13 protein-coding genes are annotated in these 14906 nt (G+C 60.4%); 9 read left to right on the top strand and 4 right to left on the bottom strand.

Features of this window, described 5'->3' with window-relative positions; translation table 11 throughout:
- Window positions 1-94: 94 nt before the first annotated feature.
- Entirely contained in the window at window positions 95-1156 is a 1062-nt protein-coding gene (locus M5G20_RS02920) for a M4 family metallopeptidase (RefSeq protein WP_273917809.1), read from the top strand.
- A complete protein-coding gene (locus M5G20_RS02915; protein ID WP_273917808.1) occupies window positions 1153-1476 on the top strand; it encodes a protealysin inhibitor emfourin in 324 nt (107 codons plus the stop codon). The genes M5G20_RS02920 and M5G20_RS02915 overlap by 4 nt, the downstream gene beginning before the upstream one ends.
- A 16-nt stretch (window positions 1477-1492) precedes the next feature.
- Here the strand turns inward: M5G20_RS02915 and M5G20_RS02910 are convergent, their stop codons facing one another.
- Together M5G20_RS02910 and M5G20_RS02905 are read right to left on the bottom strand one after the other, a co-directional pair.
- The gene (locus tag M5G20_RS02910; protein ID WP_273917807.1) at window positions 1493-1831 is read right to left on the bottom strand and encodes an FKBP-type peptidyl-prolyl cis-trans isomerase; all 339 of its coding nucleotides are present in this window, start codon (window positions 1829-1831) and stop codon (window positions 1493-1495) included.
- A 177-nt stretch (window positions 1832-2008) separates the two neighbouring features.
- Window positions 2009-2473 carry a hypothetical protein gene (locus M5G20_RS02905; RefSeq protein WP_150732707.1) on the bottom strand — a complete coding sequence of 155 codons (465 nt, stop codon included), beginning with the start codon at window positions 2471-2473 and terminating at the stop codon, window positions 2009-2011.
- A gap of 421 nt (window positions 2474-2894) precedes the next feature.
- On the opposite strand from M5G20_RS02905, the gene M5G20_RS02900 reads away from it, so the two are divergent.
- Window positions 2895-4187: an MFS transporter gene (locus tag M5G20_RS02900; protein ID WP_273917806.1), complete on the top strand. Its 1293-nt coding sequence runs from the start codon at window positions 2895-2897 to the stop codon at window positions 4185-4187.
- A gap of 24 nt (window positions 4188-4211) precedes the next feature.
- Entirely contained in the window at window positions 4212-4988 is a 777-nt protein-coding gene (locus M5G20_RS02895; RefSeq protein ID WP_273917805.1) for a substrate-binding domain-containing protein, read from the top strand.
- On the opposite strand, the gene M5G20_RS02890 is transcribed toward M5G20_RS02895, so the two are convergent.
- Entirely contained in the window at window positions 4978-5892 is a 915-nt protein-coding gene (locus M5G20_RS02890) for a LysR family transcriptional regulator (protein ID WP_273917804.1), read from the bottom strand. The genes M5G20_RS02895 and M5G20_RS02890 overlap by 11 nt on opposite strands.
- A gap of 160 nt (window positions 5893-6052) precedes the next feature.
- On the opposite strand from M5G20_RS02890, the gene M5G20_RS02885 reads away from it, so the two are divergent.
- Both M5G20_RS02885 and M5G20_RS02880 read left to right on the top strand, forming a co-directional pair.
- A complete protein-coding gene (locus M5G20_RS02885; protein WP_273917802.1) occupies window positions 6053-7861 on the top strand; it encodes a monovalent cation:proton antiporter-2 (CPA2) family protein in 1809 nt (602 codons plus the stop codon).
- A gap of 156 nt (window positions 7862-8017) precedes the next feature.
- On the top strand, window positions 8018-9118 hold the full coding sequence (locus M5G20_RS02880; RefSeq protein ID WP_273917801.1) for a DNA alkylation repair protein: 1101 nt from the start codon (window positions 8018-8020) through the stop codon (window positions 9116-9118).
- A gap of 28 nt (window positions 9119-9146) precedes the next feature.
- On the opposite strand, the gene M5G20_RS02875 is transcribed toward M5G20_RS02880, so the two are convergent.
- Window positions 9147-10049: a LysR family transcriptional regulator gene (locus M5G20_RS02875; RefSeq protein ID WP_273917800.1), complete on the bottom strand. Its 903-nt coding sequence runs from the start codon at window positions 10047-10049 to the stop codon at window positions 9147-9149.
- A 121-nt stretch (window positions 10050-10170) separates the two neighbouring features.
- On the opposite strand from M5G20_RS02875, the gene M5G20_RS02870 reads away from it, so the two are divergent.
- The 3 genes from M5G20_RS02870 (at window position 10171) to lldD (ending at window position 14901) form a co-directional block, all read left to right on the top strand.
- A complete protein-coding gene (locus tag M5G20_RS02870; protein WP_273917799.1) occupies window positions 10171-11820 on the top strand; it encodes a GMC family oxidoreductase in 1650 nt (549 codons plus the stop codon).
- A gap of 153 nt (window positions 11821-11973) precedes the next feature.
- Window positions 11974-13596: an MFS transporter gene (locus M5G20_RS02865; protein ID WP_273917798.1), complete on the top strand. Its 1623-nt coding sequence runs from the start codon at window positions 11974-11976 to the stop codon at window positions 13594-13596.
- A 153-nt stretch (window positions 13597-13749) separates the two neighbouring features.
- Complete coding sequence (lldD, locus tag M5G20_RS02860; RefSeq protein ID WP_273917796.1) at window positions 13750-14901, top strand: FMN-dependent L-lactate dehydrogenase LldD; 1152 nt, start codon at window positions 13750-13752, stop codon at window positions 14899-14901.
- Window positions 14902-14906 lie beyond the last annotated feature (5 nt).

The following is a 14906-nucleotide window of genomic DNA, read 5'->3' as shown; positions in this document are numbered from 1 at the left end:
AAGCACTTCACACTCGCCGGCAACCGGCACGGAACCGAACGCGCGCAGGCCTGATCACATCGGTATCGACATCTATCAAGCCATGGATGCACTGATGACCAACTCACAAGCACTGCGCAGTTTCATCCCGCCTTACATTCTCAACCGCATCATTGCCCACGGTTCAGAGCCGCAGCGCACGGCGGCGATGACCACCCTGCATCACGTACAGAGCCTGTTGCCCAATCCCGTTCCACCTTCGCGCCCACCGGAGCGGGCGATTCTGCCGCCGCCCGGAAAACCGGGAGTGGCCCAGCGCAGCGTGCACGATGCGCAGAACAAGATGCTCCTGCCAGGAATGCCGGTGCGCCTGGAAGGTCAACCGGCCACGGGTGATGCGGCAGTCGATGAAGCCTACGATGCGCTGGGCGCCACCTATGATTTTTTCTGGAAAGTGCTGGGCCGCGATTCGATCGATAACAAAGGCTTGCCGCTGGTCGGCAGTGTGCATTACGGCCAGGGCTACGAAAACGCTTTCTGGAATGGCGCGCAAATGGTGTTCGGCGACGGCGATGGGGAGATATTCCAGCGCTTCACCCGCTCGCTGGATGTGGTCGCCCATGAATTGGCCCATGCCGTGACCGAAAGCGCGGCCGGATTGATCTATGCCAACCAGTCCGGGGCGTTGAACGAGTCACTGTCTGATGTGTTCGGCATCCTCACCAAGCAATTCGTCCTCGGCCACACTGTCGAACAGGCGGACTGGCTGATCGGGGCGGACTTGCTCACCGCCAGGATCAACGGCAGGGGCCTGCGCTCGATGTCCCATCCCGGCACGGCCTATGACGACCCGCTGCTGGGCAAGGACCCGCAACCGGATCACATGCGCAAATTCGTCATCACCCAAGAGGACAATGGCGGCGTGCACATCAATTCCGGCATTCCCAATCGCGCGTTTTATCTGGCGGCACGAGCACTTGGCGGGTTCGCCTGGAAGAAAGCCGGAGTAATCTGGTACGACGCCCTGTGTGACAAACGCCTGAGTCCGGACGCCAGTTTCGATGCCTTCGCCCGGTTGACCATCGAACATGCCGGCAAGCGCTTCGGCGCGCGAGAAGTCGAAGCCGTGCGCCAGGGCTGGGCTCAAACGGGTGTTGAAATCACGGAGAACGTATGAAAACCCTGCCTGCATTAGGCGACGACGCCCGGGTTCGACTGTCCCGCCAAGGCGGCTTTGCGCCGATTCACGCCTTGAGCCGACCGCGAGAGATCGAGTTTGCGCAATGCGATATCAACCAGCGCTCCCGCATCTGCTCGGTGCTGGAGGGCTTACTGCCCCTGGACAGCGTGGTTTCCGGGCGTAGTGACCAGCGCTTCTATCAAATTGAAGTGAGCTATCGCTCGGGTGAGCAGGAAGACCAGATGGTGCTCAAGGTACCGGAGGACCGGGCGCCGGGAGAGTTGGTGCATCTGTGGGATACGGGGGAGCTGATGTAAATCTCCCCCGCCGCTGTCAATCATCCCGCGTCAGCACTTCCAGCAACTCGATCTCGAAAATCAGGTTCGAGTTGGACGTGATCTTGCCCATCGTGCGTTCGCCATAAGCCAGGTGCGCCGGTACCAGCAACTTGCGCTTGCCACCGACCTGCATGCCCATCAAGCCCTGGTCCCAACCCTTGATAACCCGCCCTGTGCCAATCACGCACTGGAACGCTTTGCCTCGGCTGTAGGAAGAATCGAATTCAGTACCATCTTCCAGCCAGCCACGGTATTGGGTGGTAATCAATGCGCCTTTCACGGCGGCTTTACCCTCACCCAACTGAAGATCGATTACTTGAAGCTCATCATTCATTAAATTCACTCGTCTGCTCATCTGCCCAACGGCCTGATGGGCGCCGTTTTCCCAGATTTGCCCGCGGATGGCAACCATTGCCGCCTCCGGACTCGGCGACATAACGGCACCAACCTTGGTGTCGAGCACTCACTCCCACATTAATCTGCGTCGCACGCGAATTACGTATTGAGGCGATCAGTCTTTGTGCTGGCCGAAAGATAACCCGTTAAAAGTATGAGTGCAGCAGTGGCAGTAAGGCGTCATGTGCTCGGCTTTCAATTCAGGATTGACGATTTGCAGACGCTTACGCTCATCAACATACAAACCACTGAAGTAACTCGACTCTCCCAAGCACACAAACTGCTCCCGCCTGTCTTCATGCAGCGCAACCATCCAGAATATAGGCTCTGGACGGTCGAGACGGGATACTGCTTCGCTGTAGATTTCATCCCATTGCCCTCCAACTCGGGATAGCAGGAAACGAAACAACGGTGTGTAATCCAGACCATGGCGGCTTTTCCCACGCATCGAACCACGTGATGACGGATTGTTGAGTTCAGCCTTGGTATGGCGTTGCTGCCGGTATTCACCAAAGTGACCGTTCAGGCGAACACCCCAGGTACGGGTGTTGATCTTGCGATAGAGGGGTTTCTTTTCCAACGAATGCTCCTGATATGCAGTCATTTGAACAGCGCGCTCGTTTTACATGAGCCATGTTGTCAATGAACATTACACCATCGTCGCCATTTGTTTCAGGCGCTCAACGATGAGGCGGCGAGCTGAATGAGATCGCCATTACGGGCAGGCCCACATTGATCTGCGTCGCGCGCAAATTCTGTACTTGGCATATATCCCTGTGGGAGCGAGCCTGCTGGCGATGGCGGTGTGCCCGCCAACACCGATGCTGGATGTGCCGGCCTCTTCGCGAGCAGGCTCACTCCCACATTGATCCGCTTCACGCATCAATGCATTCCAACAATGCAATTAACATATCGATCGCCCTGCTCCACCATTCGCCTCAATAAGAACCGTGCGCCGCGTCCAGGTAGCGCACGTCATAAAAGCGGTGGAGTATTTATCGATGACAGCCACAATCCCGCGCGGACGCTCTCGCGCCAGCGCCATTTTCCGGGTCACCTCGGGTAACTTTCTCGAACAGTTCGACTTCTTCCTTTTCGGCTTCTACGCCACACAGATCGCGGCCGTGTTTTTCCCGGCCAGCAGCGAGTTCGCCTCGCTGATGATGACCTTTGCGGTGTTTGGCGCAGGGTTCCTGATGCGACCGCTGGGTGCGGTGGTGCTGGGTGCGTACATCGACGATGTGGGCCGGCGCAAAGGGCTGATCGTCACCCTGTCGATCATGGCCAGCGGCACAATCCTGATTGTGCTGGTCCCCGGATACGAAACCATCGGCCTGTTCGCCCCCGCGCTCGTGCTGATTGGCCGGTTGCTGCAAGGGTTCTCCGCCGGTGCGGAAATGGGTGGCGTCTCGGTGTATCTCTCGGAGATCGCCACGCCCGGCAACAAAGGCTTTTTCACCAGTTGGCAATCGGCCAGTCAGCAAGTGGCGATCATCGTTGCTGCGGCGTTGGGCTATGGCCTGAACCAATGGCTGGCGCCGTCGGAGATTGCCGACTGGGGCTGGCGGATTCCGTTTTTCGTCGGCTGCATGATCGTGCCGTTCATTTTCTTCCTGCGCCGTAACCTGGAAGAAACCGAAGAGTTCGCCGCCCGCAAACACCGCCCGAGCATGGGCGATGTGTTTCGCACGCTCGCGCAGAACTGGGTGATTGTGTTTGCCGGAATGATGATGGTCGCCCTGACCACCACGGCGTTTTACCTGATCACGGTGTACGCGCCGACGTTCGGCAAAACCGTGTTGCACCTGAGCACGTCCGATGCCTTGCTGGTGACTTTACTGGTGGGCGTCTCGAACTTCTTCTGGCTGCCGATTGGCGGTGCGTTGTCCGACCGCATCGGCCGGCGTCCGCTGTTGATTGCCATGGCCTTGCTCGCGCTGGCCACCACCTATCCGGCGCTGTCGTATCTGGTGCAGGCGCCTGGCTTCATCAACATGCTGTTGGTGCTGCTGTGGCTGTCGTTCATTTACGGCCTGTACAACGGCGCAATGATCCCGGCGCTGACGGAGATCATGCCGGTCGAAGTGCGGGTTGCGGGTTTCTCTCTGGCTTACAGCCTGGCGACCGCCGTGTTTGGCGGCTTTACCCCGGCGATGTCGACCTTCCTGATCCAGTACACCGGCGACAAAGCGGCGCCCGGCTACTGGATGAGTTTCGCCGCGCTCTGTGCGCTCTGCGCGACGCTGTATCTCTATCGCCGTGCCAGCGGACGCCTGCAACCCGCCCTTTCGTAAACCTGCCTTGTTAGAGAAAACATCATGAAAAAGCTATTCAACGTTGCAGCCCTGAGCTTGCTGGTCAGCCTGGCCCTGAGCACGGCGGCGCAGGCCGAAGAGATACGCGTGATGACCTCCGGAGGCTTCACCGCGGCCTACAAGATTCTCGGACCGAAGTTCGCCGCCGCCACCGGCAACACCCTCGACACCGCCCTCGGCCCGTCGATGGGCAAGGCCCCCGAAGCGATCCCCAATCGCCTGGCCCGCGGTGAACAAGCCGACGTGGTGATCATGGTCGGCTACGCGCTGGACGATCTGATCAAGCAAGGCAAAGTCGACCCATCGTCCCGGGTTGAACTGGCGGATTCGCGGATTGGCCTGGTGGTGCGCGAAGGTGCACCCAAGCCCGACATCAGCACCGTCGACAACCTGAAAAAAACCTTGCTGGACGCCAAGTCCGTGGCCTATTCCGACAGTGCCAGCGGCGTGTACATCGAGCAGCAATTGTTCAAGCGCCTGGGCATCGAAGCCCCCCTCAAGGCCAAGTCGACCATGGTGCCGAAAATCCCCGTGGGCTCGGTGGTTGCCACCGGCGACTATCAGTTGGGCTTCCAGCAGGTCAGCGAACTGCTGCCGGTGCCAGGGGTAAGTTTTGTCGCGAAGATTCCGGAATCGGTGCAGTCGGTCACCCGCTTCGCCGCGGGTATTCCGGTCGGCGCGCAACATCCGGCGCAAGCCAAGGCGTTGCTGGAGTACATGGCATCAGCCCAGGCGCAAGCGGATGTGAAAGCCACTGGCCTGGATTCCATCAGCCGCTGACCACCGGCGGCTGAACTTTCATTTCCACCACCAAACGTTCCAGTTCCAGAGCTGCCGGGGTCAGGGTGCGACCCCGGCGCTTGATCAAACCGACGCTGCGCATCACCTGCGGATCGGTCAGCGGCACCCGCGTCAGAATCGGGTGATCTTCGCCCGGCATCGCCATCAAAGGCACCGCAGCGACCCCCAAGCCCGCTTCCACCAGACCAATCATCGTCGTCACATGCCGTGTTTCGCAGATGCTCGGCCGCTGTGGCACCACGCCGGTCAACGCCTGATCCAGCAAAAAACGGTTGCCCGAGGTCTTGTCCAGCGAGATGTAGTCCTGCTGATAAAACTCGTCCCAGGTCACGCTGGTACGGCCCGCCAAGGGATGATCGCGCCGACAGGCGACGACGTAGCCCTCCTGCACCAGCGGCTCGAAATCCACCTCGGCCTCCAGTGTGCCCATGAAGCTCAGGCCGAAATCCGCTTCACCATTGACCACCGCACTCAATACCTCATGGGCACTGGAGTCGAGCACCTTGACTTTGATCCGCGGAAATTGCCGGTGATAGTGCGCGACGACGCGGGGCATGAAGTAGTACGCCGCCGACGGCACGCAAGCGACGGTGACATGGCCCAGCCGCGTCGAAGCGACTTCGCTGATGCCCAGCAATGCCACGTCGAGATCGTCCAGCAGGCGCTCGACGCTGGGCATGAAGCCACGCCCGGCCTGGGTCAGGCTGACCTTGCGGGTGGTGCGCTCGAACAACCTGACCCCGAGGGCATCCTCGAGTTTTTCAATACGTCGGCTCAGGGCCGGTTGGGAGATGCGTACCGTATCGGCTGCCTTGCGAAAGCTGCCTTGCTCCACCACGGCGCGAAAGGCTTGCAGATCGTTAAGGTCGAAATTGATGGCCATTGGGGATCTCGGCGCCTGGATCAGATTGATCCGCTTATTCTATAAATGTAACCAATTAATGCAAAATGTAACACCTGAGTTCAAACGCTATGCTGACGCCACCGGGTCGAGCCTTTATCCTTGTCGCCCCCCGCCGTACCGAGTTGATGGAGTTTTAGCCATGCCCCATGAAGGCAGTCTGTTGCAAGCCGCAGTCGTATTTCTGCTCGCGGCCGTGCTCACCGTCCCCCTCGCCAAGCGCCTGCAACTGGGCGCGGTGCTGGGTTACCTGTTTGCCGGGGTGATCATCGGCCCGTCCGTGCTGGGGTTTGTGACCAATCCGGAAAGCGTCGCCCACATTTCGGAACTGGGCGTGGTGCTGCTGCTGTTCATCATTGGCCTGGAGTTGTCGCCCCGACGGTTGTGGGTGATGCGCAAGTCGGTGTTCGGCGTCGGCCTGGCACAGGTGCTGCTGACCGGCACCCTGCTGGGCGTACTGGCGCTGTTTGTGTTCGGGCAACCGTTGAACAGCGCCATCGTGCTGGGCCTGGGATTGGCACTGTCTTCCACCGCGTTCGGCTTGCAGAGCCTGGCCGAACGCAAGGAGCTGACCAGCCCCCATGGACGCCTGGCCTTTGCGATTCTGCTGTTTCAGGACATCGCCGCGATCCCGTTGATTGCCATGGTGCCGTTGCTGGCTGGCAGCGATCAAAACGCCACGGCCGTCGACGACGTGAATCAGGGTCTGCGCGTACTGGTCAGCATTGCCATTGTGGTGATCGGCGGTCGCTACCTGCTGCGCCCGGTGTTCCGCGTGGTCGCCAAAAGCGGCTTGCCGGAAGTGTCCACTGCCACTGCATTGCTGGTGGTGATGGGAACCGCCTGGCTGATGGATCTGGCGGGCATTTCCATGGCCCTCGGCGCGTTTCTTGCCGGCCTGCTGCTGGCAGACTCCGAATACCGCCACGAACTGGAATCGCAGATCGAACCGTTCAAAGGCCTGTTGCTGGGGCTGTTCTTCATGAGTGTCGGCATGGGCGCAAACCTCGGCCTGCTGTTGCGCGAGCCCATCGTGGTGCTGGGGCTGACGGTGCTGCTGATCGCCGTCAAGTTGCCGCTGCTGTATATCGTGGGACAACTGGCCGGCGGCTTGAACAAGGTCAGTGCGATACGCCTCGGCATCGTGCTGGCCGCAGGCGGCGAGTTTGCCTTCGTGGTGTTCAAGATCGGTCGTGATAATGGCCTGTTCGACCTGCGGCTGTACGACTTGCTGGTGCTGGCGATCACCCTGTCCATGGCACTCACCCCCTTGTTGTTGCTGGTCTGTGCACGCCTGGCCCGGCCCAAGGTGCAACCGGTGGAAGTGCCAGAGAAATTCCGTGAGATCGACGCCGATGAACCCCGCGTGGTGATTGCCGGCATGGGCCGGATGGGTCAGATCGTGGCACGCATCCTGCGGGCGCAGAACATCAAGTTCGTCGCCCTCGACACTTCGGTGGAAACCATTGAACTGTCGCGCAGCTTCGGCGGCGTGCCGGTGTTCTACGGTGATCCGATGCGCCCGGAAATCCTCAGTGCGGCCAAGGTCGGTGAAGCCGAATTCTTTGTCATCGCCACCGACGACCCGGACGCCAACATCAAGACCGCCGAACTGGTGCACAAGCTTTATCCGCACATCAAGATCATCGCCCGGGCGCGTAACCGTCAACACGTGCATCGGCTGGTGGATGTGGGGGCTCACGCGGTACGTGAAACCTTTTACTCCAGCCTCGAAATGAGCCGGCAGACGCTGATCGGCCTGGGCTTGACCCCGGCTCAGGCTGACGCGCGAATCCAGCGTTTCAAACATCACGACGAGCAGGTCCTCGAAGCCCAGCATTCGATTTACGACGATGCGGTGAAGGTCAAGCAGACAGCGCAGGAAGCGCGGGCGGAACTGGCGCGGTTGTTTGAGTCGGATCAGCTCGAGGAGCAAGCCAGGAAAAATTGAAGTTGTTGTACTGCCGTCATCGCGGGCAAGCCCGCTCCCACAGTGGTTGGGACTACATCTGTTTTGTGTACACCCGAAATCCTGTGGGAGCGGGCTTGCCCGCGATGAACGATGACGCGGTCTACTGGATAAATAACGACGAACAAGGGACTTACAATGGCTGCCGAGCAATCCTCCCCCGCGCTCAAGGAAATTTTCAACGCAGAACGCCTCCAGCACATCGCCACCGAGATGACGGCGGTCTATCCGGCGTTCGACGCGAAGGGTTTCCTGAAACTGGCCAGGACCGGTCTGGCGGAGCTGTCGGTGATGCAACGCATGGCCCGCGTCAGCGAATGCCTGCATGCGGTGCTGCCACTGGGTTATGAGGCATCGCTGGAGGTACTGCGCGCCCTCGCGCCGCGCCTCAACAGTGGTTTTGTCAGCATGTGCCTGCCGCAGTACGTGGCAACCTACGGCGCCGATCGCTTCGACGTATCGATGGACGCGCTCAAGTACTTCACCACGTTCGGCTCCTCGGAATTCGCCATCCGCCATTTCCTGCGCAGGGATCTCGAACGCTCGCTGGAGCTGATGCATGCCTGGTCACTGGACGACAACGAGCATGTCCGGCGCCTGGCCAGTGAAGGTTGCCGTCCGCGCTTGCCGTGGTCGTTTCGCCTGGAGCAGATCCAGGCCGACCCGCGTCTGGCGGCGAAGATCCTCGACAACCTCAAGGCGGACACCAGCCTTTATGTGCGCAAGTCCGTGGCCAACCACCTCAACGACATCACCAAGGACCATCCCGACTGGGTGCTGGACCTGATCGAAAGCTGGTCACTGGACAACAAACACACCGCGTGGATCGCCAAACATGCGCTGCGCAGCCTGATCAAACAGGGCAACCAGCGGGCGTTGGCCCTCATCGGCGCGGGTGGCAAGCCAGAAGTCGAGATCGTCGATGTGCGCGTCCATCCACCCGTGATTGGCCTGGGAGAGAAAATCACCCTGTCCTTTGCCGTCACATCCACGGTCGCGGACAGCCAGCGACTGGTGATCGACTACGCCATCGACTACGTGAAAGCCAACGGCAGCACCTCGGCCAAAGTGTTCAAGCTCAAGGCCCTGACGTTGCCCGGTAATGGCACGGAACGTCTGAGCCGTGGCCAGCACATCAAGGAGCTGACCACACGCCGCCATTACGCCGGTCGCCACGCCGTACACATCATGGTTAACGGTGAACGTCTGGCGAGTACAGCGTTTGAAATTCTTCCTTGAATCTTCTGGTGCTCGCGATGGCGTCCTATCAGGCGAGATATGGCTCAGGGCCAAGCAACAAGCCCTGCTCGCGCTCACACAACTGCACCACGTAATCCCACATAACCCGCAGCCGCACTGATTTGTGCAGCTCCCGCCGGGTACTTATCCAGTAACTGCGCAAAATGCTTTCATCGGGAAACAGCGGCACCAATCCGGGATCGTCGCTGGCCATGTAGCACGGCAAAACAGCAATCCCCAGGCCCGCTCGCGCGGCCTGTTGCTGGGCGATCACGCTGGTGCTGTGAAAGACCACCTGCGGATTGCGGCAGAAGCTGTTGAGGAACATCAACTCCTGGCTGAACAGCAAATCGTCGACGTAGCCAATCCAGGCGTGGCGCCCCAGGTCCTCGCGACTGCCCAGCGGTGGCGCGCGGTCGAGGTAGTCCTGGCTGGCATAGAGGGCCAGCCGATAGTCCGTGAGTTTGCGCGTGACCAGCATGTCAGCCGAAGGGCGTTCGAGGTGGATGCTGATTTCCGCCTCGCGGTTGAGGATGCTGACAAAGCGCGGCACCGCCACCAGTTCCACTTCCAGCCCCGGATAGCGCTCGAACAAGCCGTTCATGCGGCTGGAAAGGAACATGATGCCCAGCCCTTCGGTGACCCCGACGCGGATCTTGCCCAGCGGCGCCGTGGACTGAGTGATTTCTTCCTGGGCCAGCAGCGCGACATTTTCCATCGCTTCCGCATGTTTGAGCAGCGCTTCGCCGGACGGAGTCAATTCATAACCCTGGGCATGCTGCACGAACAGCGCGGTGCCGAGGCTCTTTTCGATGGCCTCGATGTGCCGCGCCACGGTGGCGTGGGTGGTGTTCAAACGACGGGCCGCAGTGAGCAAACGCCCGCTGCGCTGCAACTCCAGAAAAAACCGCAGGTCATTCCAGTCGAACATTGTCCATCCTTAGGTCGTCGTTGTTTAAAAACGCACAGCAGCTGCGCAAAAACTAACATTCTTTTGACGAAAGCTAACAACTAGGATGACCGACAACAAGAACAACAAGACGAGGCCAGGGATGCAGTCTTCCCTTGATGAATACGATTACGTCGTGGTCGGGGCCGGGCCTGCCGGTTGTTTGCTGGCCAATCGATTGTCGGCCAATCCGCAACACCGGGTACTGCTGCTCGAAGCCGGTGGCCGCGACAACTATGCATGGATTCATATTCCTGTCGGCTACCTGTTCTGCATTGGCAACCCACGCACCGACTGGTGCTTCAAGACCGAAGCACAAGCGGGCCTGCAAGGCCGCAGCCTGAGCTACCCGCGCGGCAAAGTGCTGGGTGGCTGCTCGTCCATCAACGGCATGATCTACATGCGCGGCCAGGCCGGGGACTACGATGGCTGGGCGGCCGACGGTAACCCCGGCTGGCGCTGGCAGGACGTGTTGCCGCTGTTCAAGAAAAGTGAAAACCACTTCGCCGGCGATTCCGAATTTCACGGTGCCAGTGGCGACTGGCGGGTCGAACGCCAGCGGCTGTCATGGCCGATCCTCGATGCGTTCCGCAGCGCCGCCGAGCAAAGCGGCATCGCCAGCATCGATGACTTCAACCAGGGCGACAACGAAGGTTGCGGTTACTTCCAGGTCAATCAGAAGGCCGGCATACGCTGGAACGCGGCGAAGGCTTTTCTCAAACCCGTGCGCAATCGTTCCAATCTGACCGTGTTGACCGGCGTTGAAGTCGACCGTGTCCTGCTGGAAAACGGCCGCGCGTCAGCAGTCGGCGCCCGCTGGCAACATCAGGCGAAGACTTTCAAGGCGCGCAAGGAGATCGTCCTGTGCGCCGGCTCCGTGGGTTCGCCAAGCATTCTGCAACGTTCCGGCATCGGCCCTCGCCCGCTGCTGCAACGCCTGGGCATCGGCGTCGTTCATCAACTGTCTGGTGTGGGCGGCAACCTGCAGGATCACCTGCAACTGCGGCTGATCTACCAACTGGAAAACGCCCGCACCCTCAATCAGATCGCCGGCAGCCTGTGGGGCAAGATGGGCATGGGCCTGCGTTACCTGTACGACCGCAGCGGCCCGCTGTCGATGGCGCCAAGCCAACTCGGCGCATTTGCCCGCTCCGGGCCGGAACAGACCTCGGCCAATCTTGAATACCACGTGCAGCCGTTGTCGCTTGAGCGTTTTGGCGAACCGCTGCATGCATTTCCAGCGTTCACCGCGTCGGTCTGCGATTTGCGCCCGCAAAGCCGTGGCCGCGTGGAAATTCGCTCTGCTAACCCGCAGGAAGCACCGCTGATTCAGCCCAATTACCTGAGCCACCCGGAGGACTTGCGGGTCGCCGCCGATGCGATTCGCCTGACCCGACGCATCGTCGCCGCCCCGGCCCTGAAGGCGTTCAAACCGGTCGAGTACCTGCCCGGCGACAGCCTGCAAAGCGAAGAACAACTGCACGAAGCCGCCGCACGAATCGGCACCACGATTTTCCATCCGGTGGGCACTTGCCGAATGGGCAACGACGCCGATGCGGTGGTCGACGCCGAACTGCGCGTGCACGGCATTCCCGGCCTACGTATCGCCGACGCCTCGATCATGCCGCGGATCACCTCGGGCAACACCTGTTCGCCTACGCTGATGATCGCCGAAAAGGCGGCGCAGCTGATCCTCAACCCGGTAGTAAACACCAACCCTGTGGGAGCGGGCTTGCCCGCGATGACGGTGTGACATTCAACGTTCATGCTGGATGATCCACCGCAATCGCGGGCAAGCCCGCTCCCACAAGGACATCACAAGTTTCACGGACATCGAGCATCACCCCTGCAAGGAATACGCAACATCAGTGGAACAACAAAAACAATCACTGTGAGGGATACCGATATGTCAGAACATGTTCAACCCCTGGAAGCCGTGCGCAGCGCGGGCACCAGCCAGGAAACCCAGAAAGTCATTTTCGCCTCGTCACTTGGTACGGTGTTCGAGTGGTATGACTTTTTCCTGTATGGCGCCCTCGCGGCGGTGATCAGCAAGCAGTTTTTTGCCGGGGTCAACGACACCACGGCGTTCATTTTTGCCCTGATGGCCTTCGCCGCCGGTTTCATCGTCAGGCCATTCGGCGCCCTGGTGTTCGGTCGATTGGGGGACATGATCGGCCGCAAATACACCTTCCTCGCCACCATCGTCCTCATGGGCCTGGCCACCTTCTGCGTCGGTCTGCTGCCGACCTACGCCAGCATCGGCATCGCCGCGCCGATCATCCTCGTGGTGCTGCGCATGCTTCAGGGCCTGGCCCTGGGCGGTGAATACGGCGGCGCCGCGACCTATGTGGCGGAGCACGCGCCCATCGGCAAACGCGGTTTCCACACCAGCTGGATTCAATCCACCGCCACCCTCGGCCTGTTGCTGTCGCTGCTGGTGGTACTCGGTTGCCGCTACTTCACTGGCGATCAATTCGAAGTCTGGGGCTGGCGTATTCCGTTCCTCTTTTCGATCGTTCTGCTGGGCATCTCGACCTGGATTCGCCTGAGCCTGCATGAATCCCCCGCCTTCGTGAAAATGAAAGAGGAAGGCAAGCTCTGCAAATCGCCGATCCGCGATTCGTTCGGCAAATGGGAAAACCTCAAGGTCGTGCTGATCGCTCTGTTCAGCATCAATGCCGGGCAAGCCGTGACCTTCTACGCGGCGCAATTCTACGTGCTGTTCTTCCTCACCCAGTTCCTGAAGATGGACCCGGCCGTGGCCAACGGCTTGCTGATCGTCAGCGTGACCATTGGCGCACCGTTCTTCGTCTTCTTCGGCTGGCTGTCGGACAAGGTCGGGCGTAAACCGATACTGATGCTCGGCCTGTTGCTGGCCACCGTGCTGTACTTCCCGATCTTCAAGACCCTGGCCCACTACGCCAACCCGGCCATCGACCTGGCCAGCCGCCAGGCGCCGATCACCGTACTGGCCGACCCGGCCACGTGCACCTTCCAGTTCGATCCGGTGGGCAAGGCGAAATTTGATAGCCCGTGCGACAAGGTCAAGACCTTCCTGGTCAAGCAAGGCCTGCCTTACCAAAGCGCCGTGGCCCCGGCCGGCAGCGGCGTGCAGGTCAGCGTCGGCGACGTGAAGATCGACGGTTTCGACGAAGCCGCATTGCGTGGCGCGGTGACCCTCGCCGGTTACCCGCAACAGGCTGATATGCAGCAGATCAACAAACCGATGATCGTCGCCCTGATCGTGGCGCTGATCATCATTTCCGCCATGTGCTACGGCCCACTGGCGGCGCTGATGGTCGAACTGTTCCCGACCCGCATCCGCTACACCTCGATGTCGCTGCCCTACCACATCGGCAACGGCTGGTTCGGCGGGTTCCTGCCCACCGTGTCGTTTGCATTGGTGGTCTACACCGGGGACATCTTCTACGGACTTTGGTATCCGGTGCTGATCACCGGCGTGAGCCTGGTGGTGGGAATGATCTGCCTGCGTGAGACGCGCAACGTCGATCTGAACAAGAACTGACCCCCACCCACTGCAGGAGCCGGCTTGCTGGCGATAACGGTCATCAGGCGACACTTGCGTCGACTGTTCCCCCGCATCGCCAGCAAGCCGGCTCCTGCTGGTTTAGGCTAACCTGACCCAACGAATCGTCACCCCTGAGATCAAGGCACTGGCATGATCATTTCTTCTGCATCCGACTATCGCGAGGCAGCACGTCGCAAACTCCCACGCTTTTTGTTCGACTACATCGATGGCGGCGCTTACGCGGAACATACGCTGAGGGCCAACAGCGCCGACCTGACCGGCATCAGCCTGCGCCAGCGCATCCTGAAAAACGTCGAAACCCTGAGCCTCGAAACCACCCTTTTCGATCAGCCCCTTTCAATGCCGGTCATCCTCGCGCCAGTGGGGCTGACGGGCATGTTCGCCCGCCGCGGTGAAGTGCAGGCCGTGAAGGCCGCGCAGAACAAGGGCATTCCCCTGTGCCTGTCGACCGTCTCGGTGTGTTCGATCGAGGAAGTCGTGGCGCAAAGCGAGCAATCCATCTGGTTTCAGCTGTATGTGCTCAAAGACCGCGGTTTCATGCGAAATGCCCTGGAACGAGCGAAGGCTGCCGGGGTGAAGAACCTGGTGTTCACCGTCGACATGCCCACTCCCGGCGCCCGCTACCGCGACGCGCACTCGGGCATGTCAGGCCCGTTTGCGTCATCGCGGCGCATGCTGCAGGCGATGACCCGTCCCGACTGGGCCTTCAACGTCGGCCTCATGGGCCGCCCCCATGATCTGGGGAACATCTCCAAGTACCTCGGCAAAGCCGTGACGCTTGAAGACTACATGGGCTGGCTGGCGAACAACTTCGACCCGTCGATCAGCTGGAGCGACCTGGAATGGATTCGTGATTTCTGGAAAGGCCCGATGATCATCAAAGGCATCCTCGACCCCCAGGATGCGAAAGACGCGGTGAGTTTCGGCGCCGATGGCATCGTCGTGTCGAACCACGGCGGCCGGCAGCTGGACGGCGTGCTCTCGACCACCAAGGCATTGCCGCCGATCAAGCAAGCCATCGGCGATGACCTGACGGTGCTGGTCGACTCGGGTATCCGCTCGGGGCTGGACGTTGTGCGCATGCTCGCGCTGGGCGCCCAAGGCGTGTTGCTGGGGCGTTCGATGGCTTACGCACTGGCGGCCGATGGTCAACGCGGGGTGGAAAACATGCTGGATATTTTCGCCAGGGAAATGCGCGTGGCGATGACGTTGACCGGGGTGACGTCGATAGCCCAGATCGACGAAAGCACGCTGGTACAGGCAATCAGAAGTGCCGACTGACGATA

The organism is Pseudomonas sp. TNT2022 ID1044, assembly GCF_028656895.1.
GTDB lineage: Bacteria > Pseudomonadota > Gammaproteobacteria > Pseudomonadales > Pseudomonadaceae > Aquipseudomonas > Aquipseudomonas reinekei.
This window is presented reverse-complemented; position numbering and strand designations above follow the sequence as displayed.

Bases quoted from the DNA above. Each gene is read 5' to 3' on its own strand.
- M5G20_RS02920 (WP_273917809.1), top strand. From the start codon at position 95: ATGACCAACTCACAAGCACTGCGCAGTTTCATCCCGCCTTACATTCTC.
- M5G20_RS02915 (WP_273917808.1), top strand. From the start codon at position 1,153: ATGAAAACCCTGCCTGCATTAGGCGACGACGCCCGGGTTCGACTGTCC.
- M5G20_RS02910 (WP_273917807.1), bottom strand. From the start codon at position 1,831: ATGAATGATGAGCTTCAAGTAATCGATCTTCAGTTGGGTGAGGGTAAA.
- M5G20_RS02900 (WP_273917806.1), top strand. From the start codon at position 2,895: ATGACAGCCACAATCCCGCGCGGACGCTCTCGCGCCAGCGCCATTTTC.
- M5G20_RS02895 (WP_273917805.1), top strand. From the start codon at position 4,212: ATGAAAAAGCTATTCAACGTTGCAGCCCTGAGCTTGCTGGTCAGCCTG.
- M5G20_RS02890 (WP_273917804.1), bottom strand. From the start codon at position 5,892: ATGGCCATCAATTTCGACCTTAACGATCTGCAAGCCTTTCGCGCCGTG.
- M5G20_RS02885 (WP_273917802.1), top strand. From the start codon at position 6,053: ATGCCCCATGAAGGCAGTCTGTTGCAAGCCGCAGTCGTATTTCTGCTC.
- M5G20_RS02880 (WP_273917801.1), top strand. From the start codon at position 8,018: ATGGCTGCCGAGCAATCCTCCCCCGCGCTCAAGGAAATTTTCAACGCA.
- M5G20_RS02875 (WP_273917800.1), bottom strand. From the start codon at position 10,049: ATGTTCGACTGGAATGACCTGCGGTTTTTTCTGGAGTTGCAGCGCAGC.
- M5G20_RS02870 (WP_273917799.1), top strand. From the start codon at position 10,171: ATGCAGTCTTCCCTTGATGAATACGATTACGTCGTGGTCGGGGCCGGG.
- M5G20_RS02865 (WP_273917798.1), top strand. From the start codon at position 11,974: ATGTCAGAACATGTTCAACCCCTGGAAGCCGTGCGCAGCGCGGGCACC.
- lldD (WP_273917796.1), top strand. From the start codon at position 13,750: ATGATCATTTCTTCTGCATCCGACTATCGCGAGGCAGCACGTCGCAAA.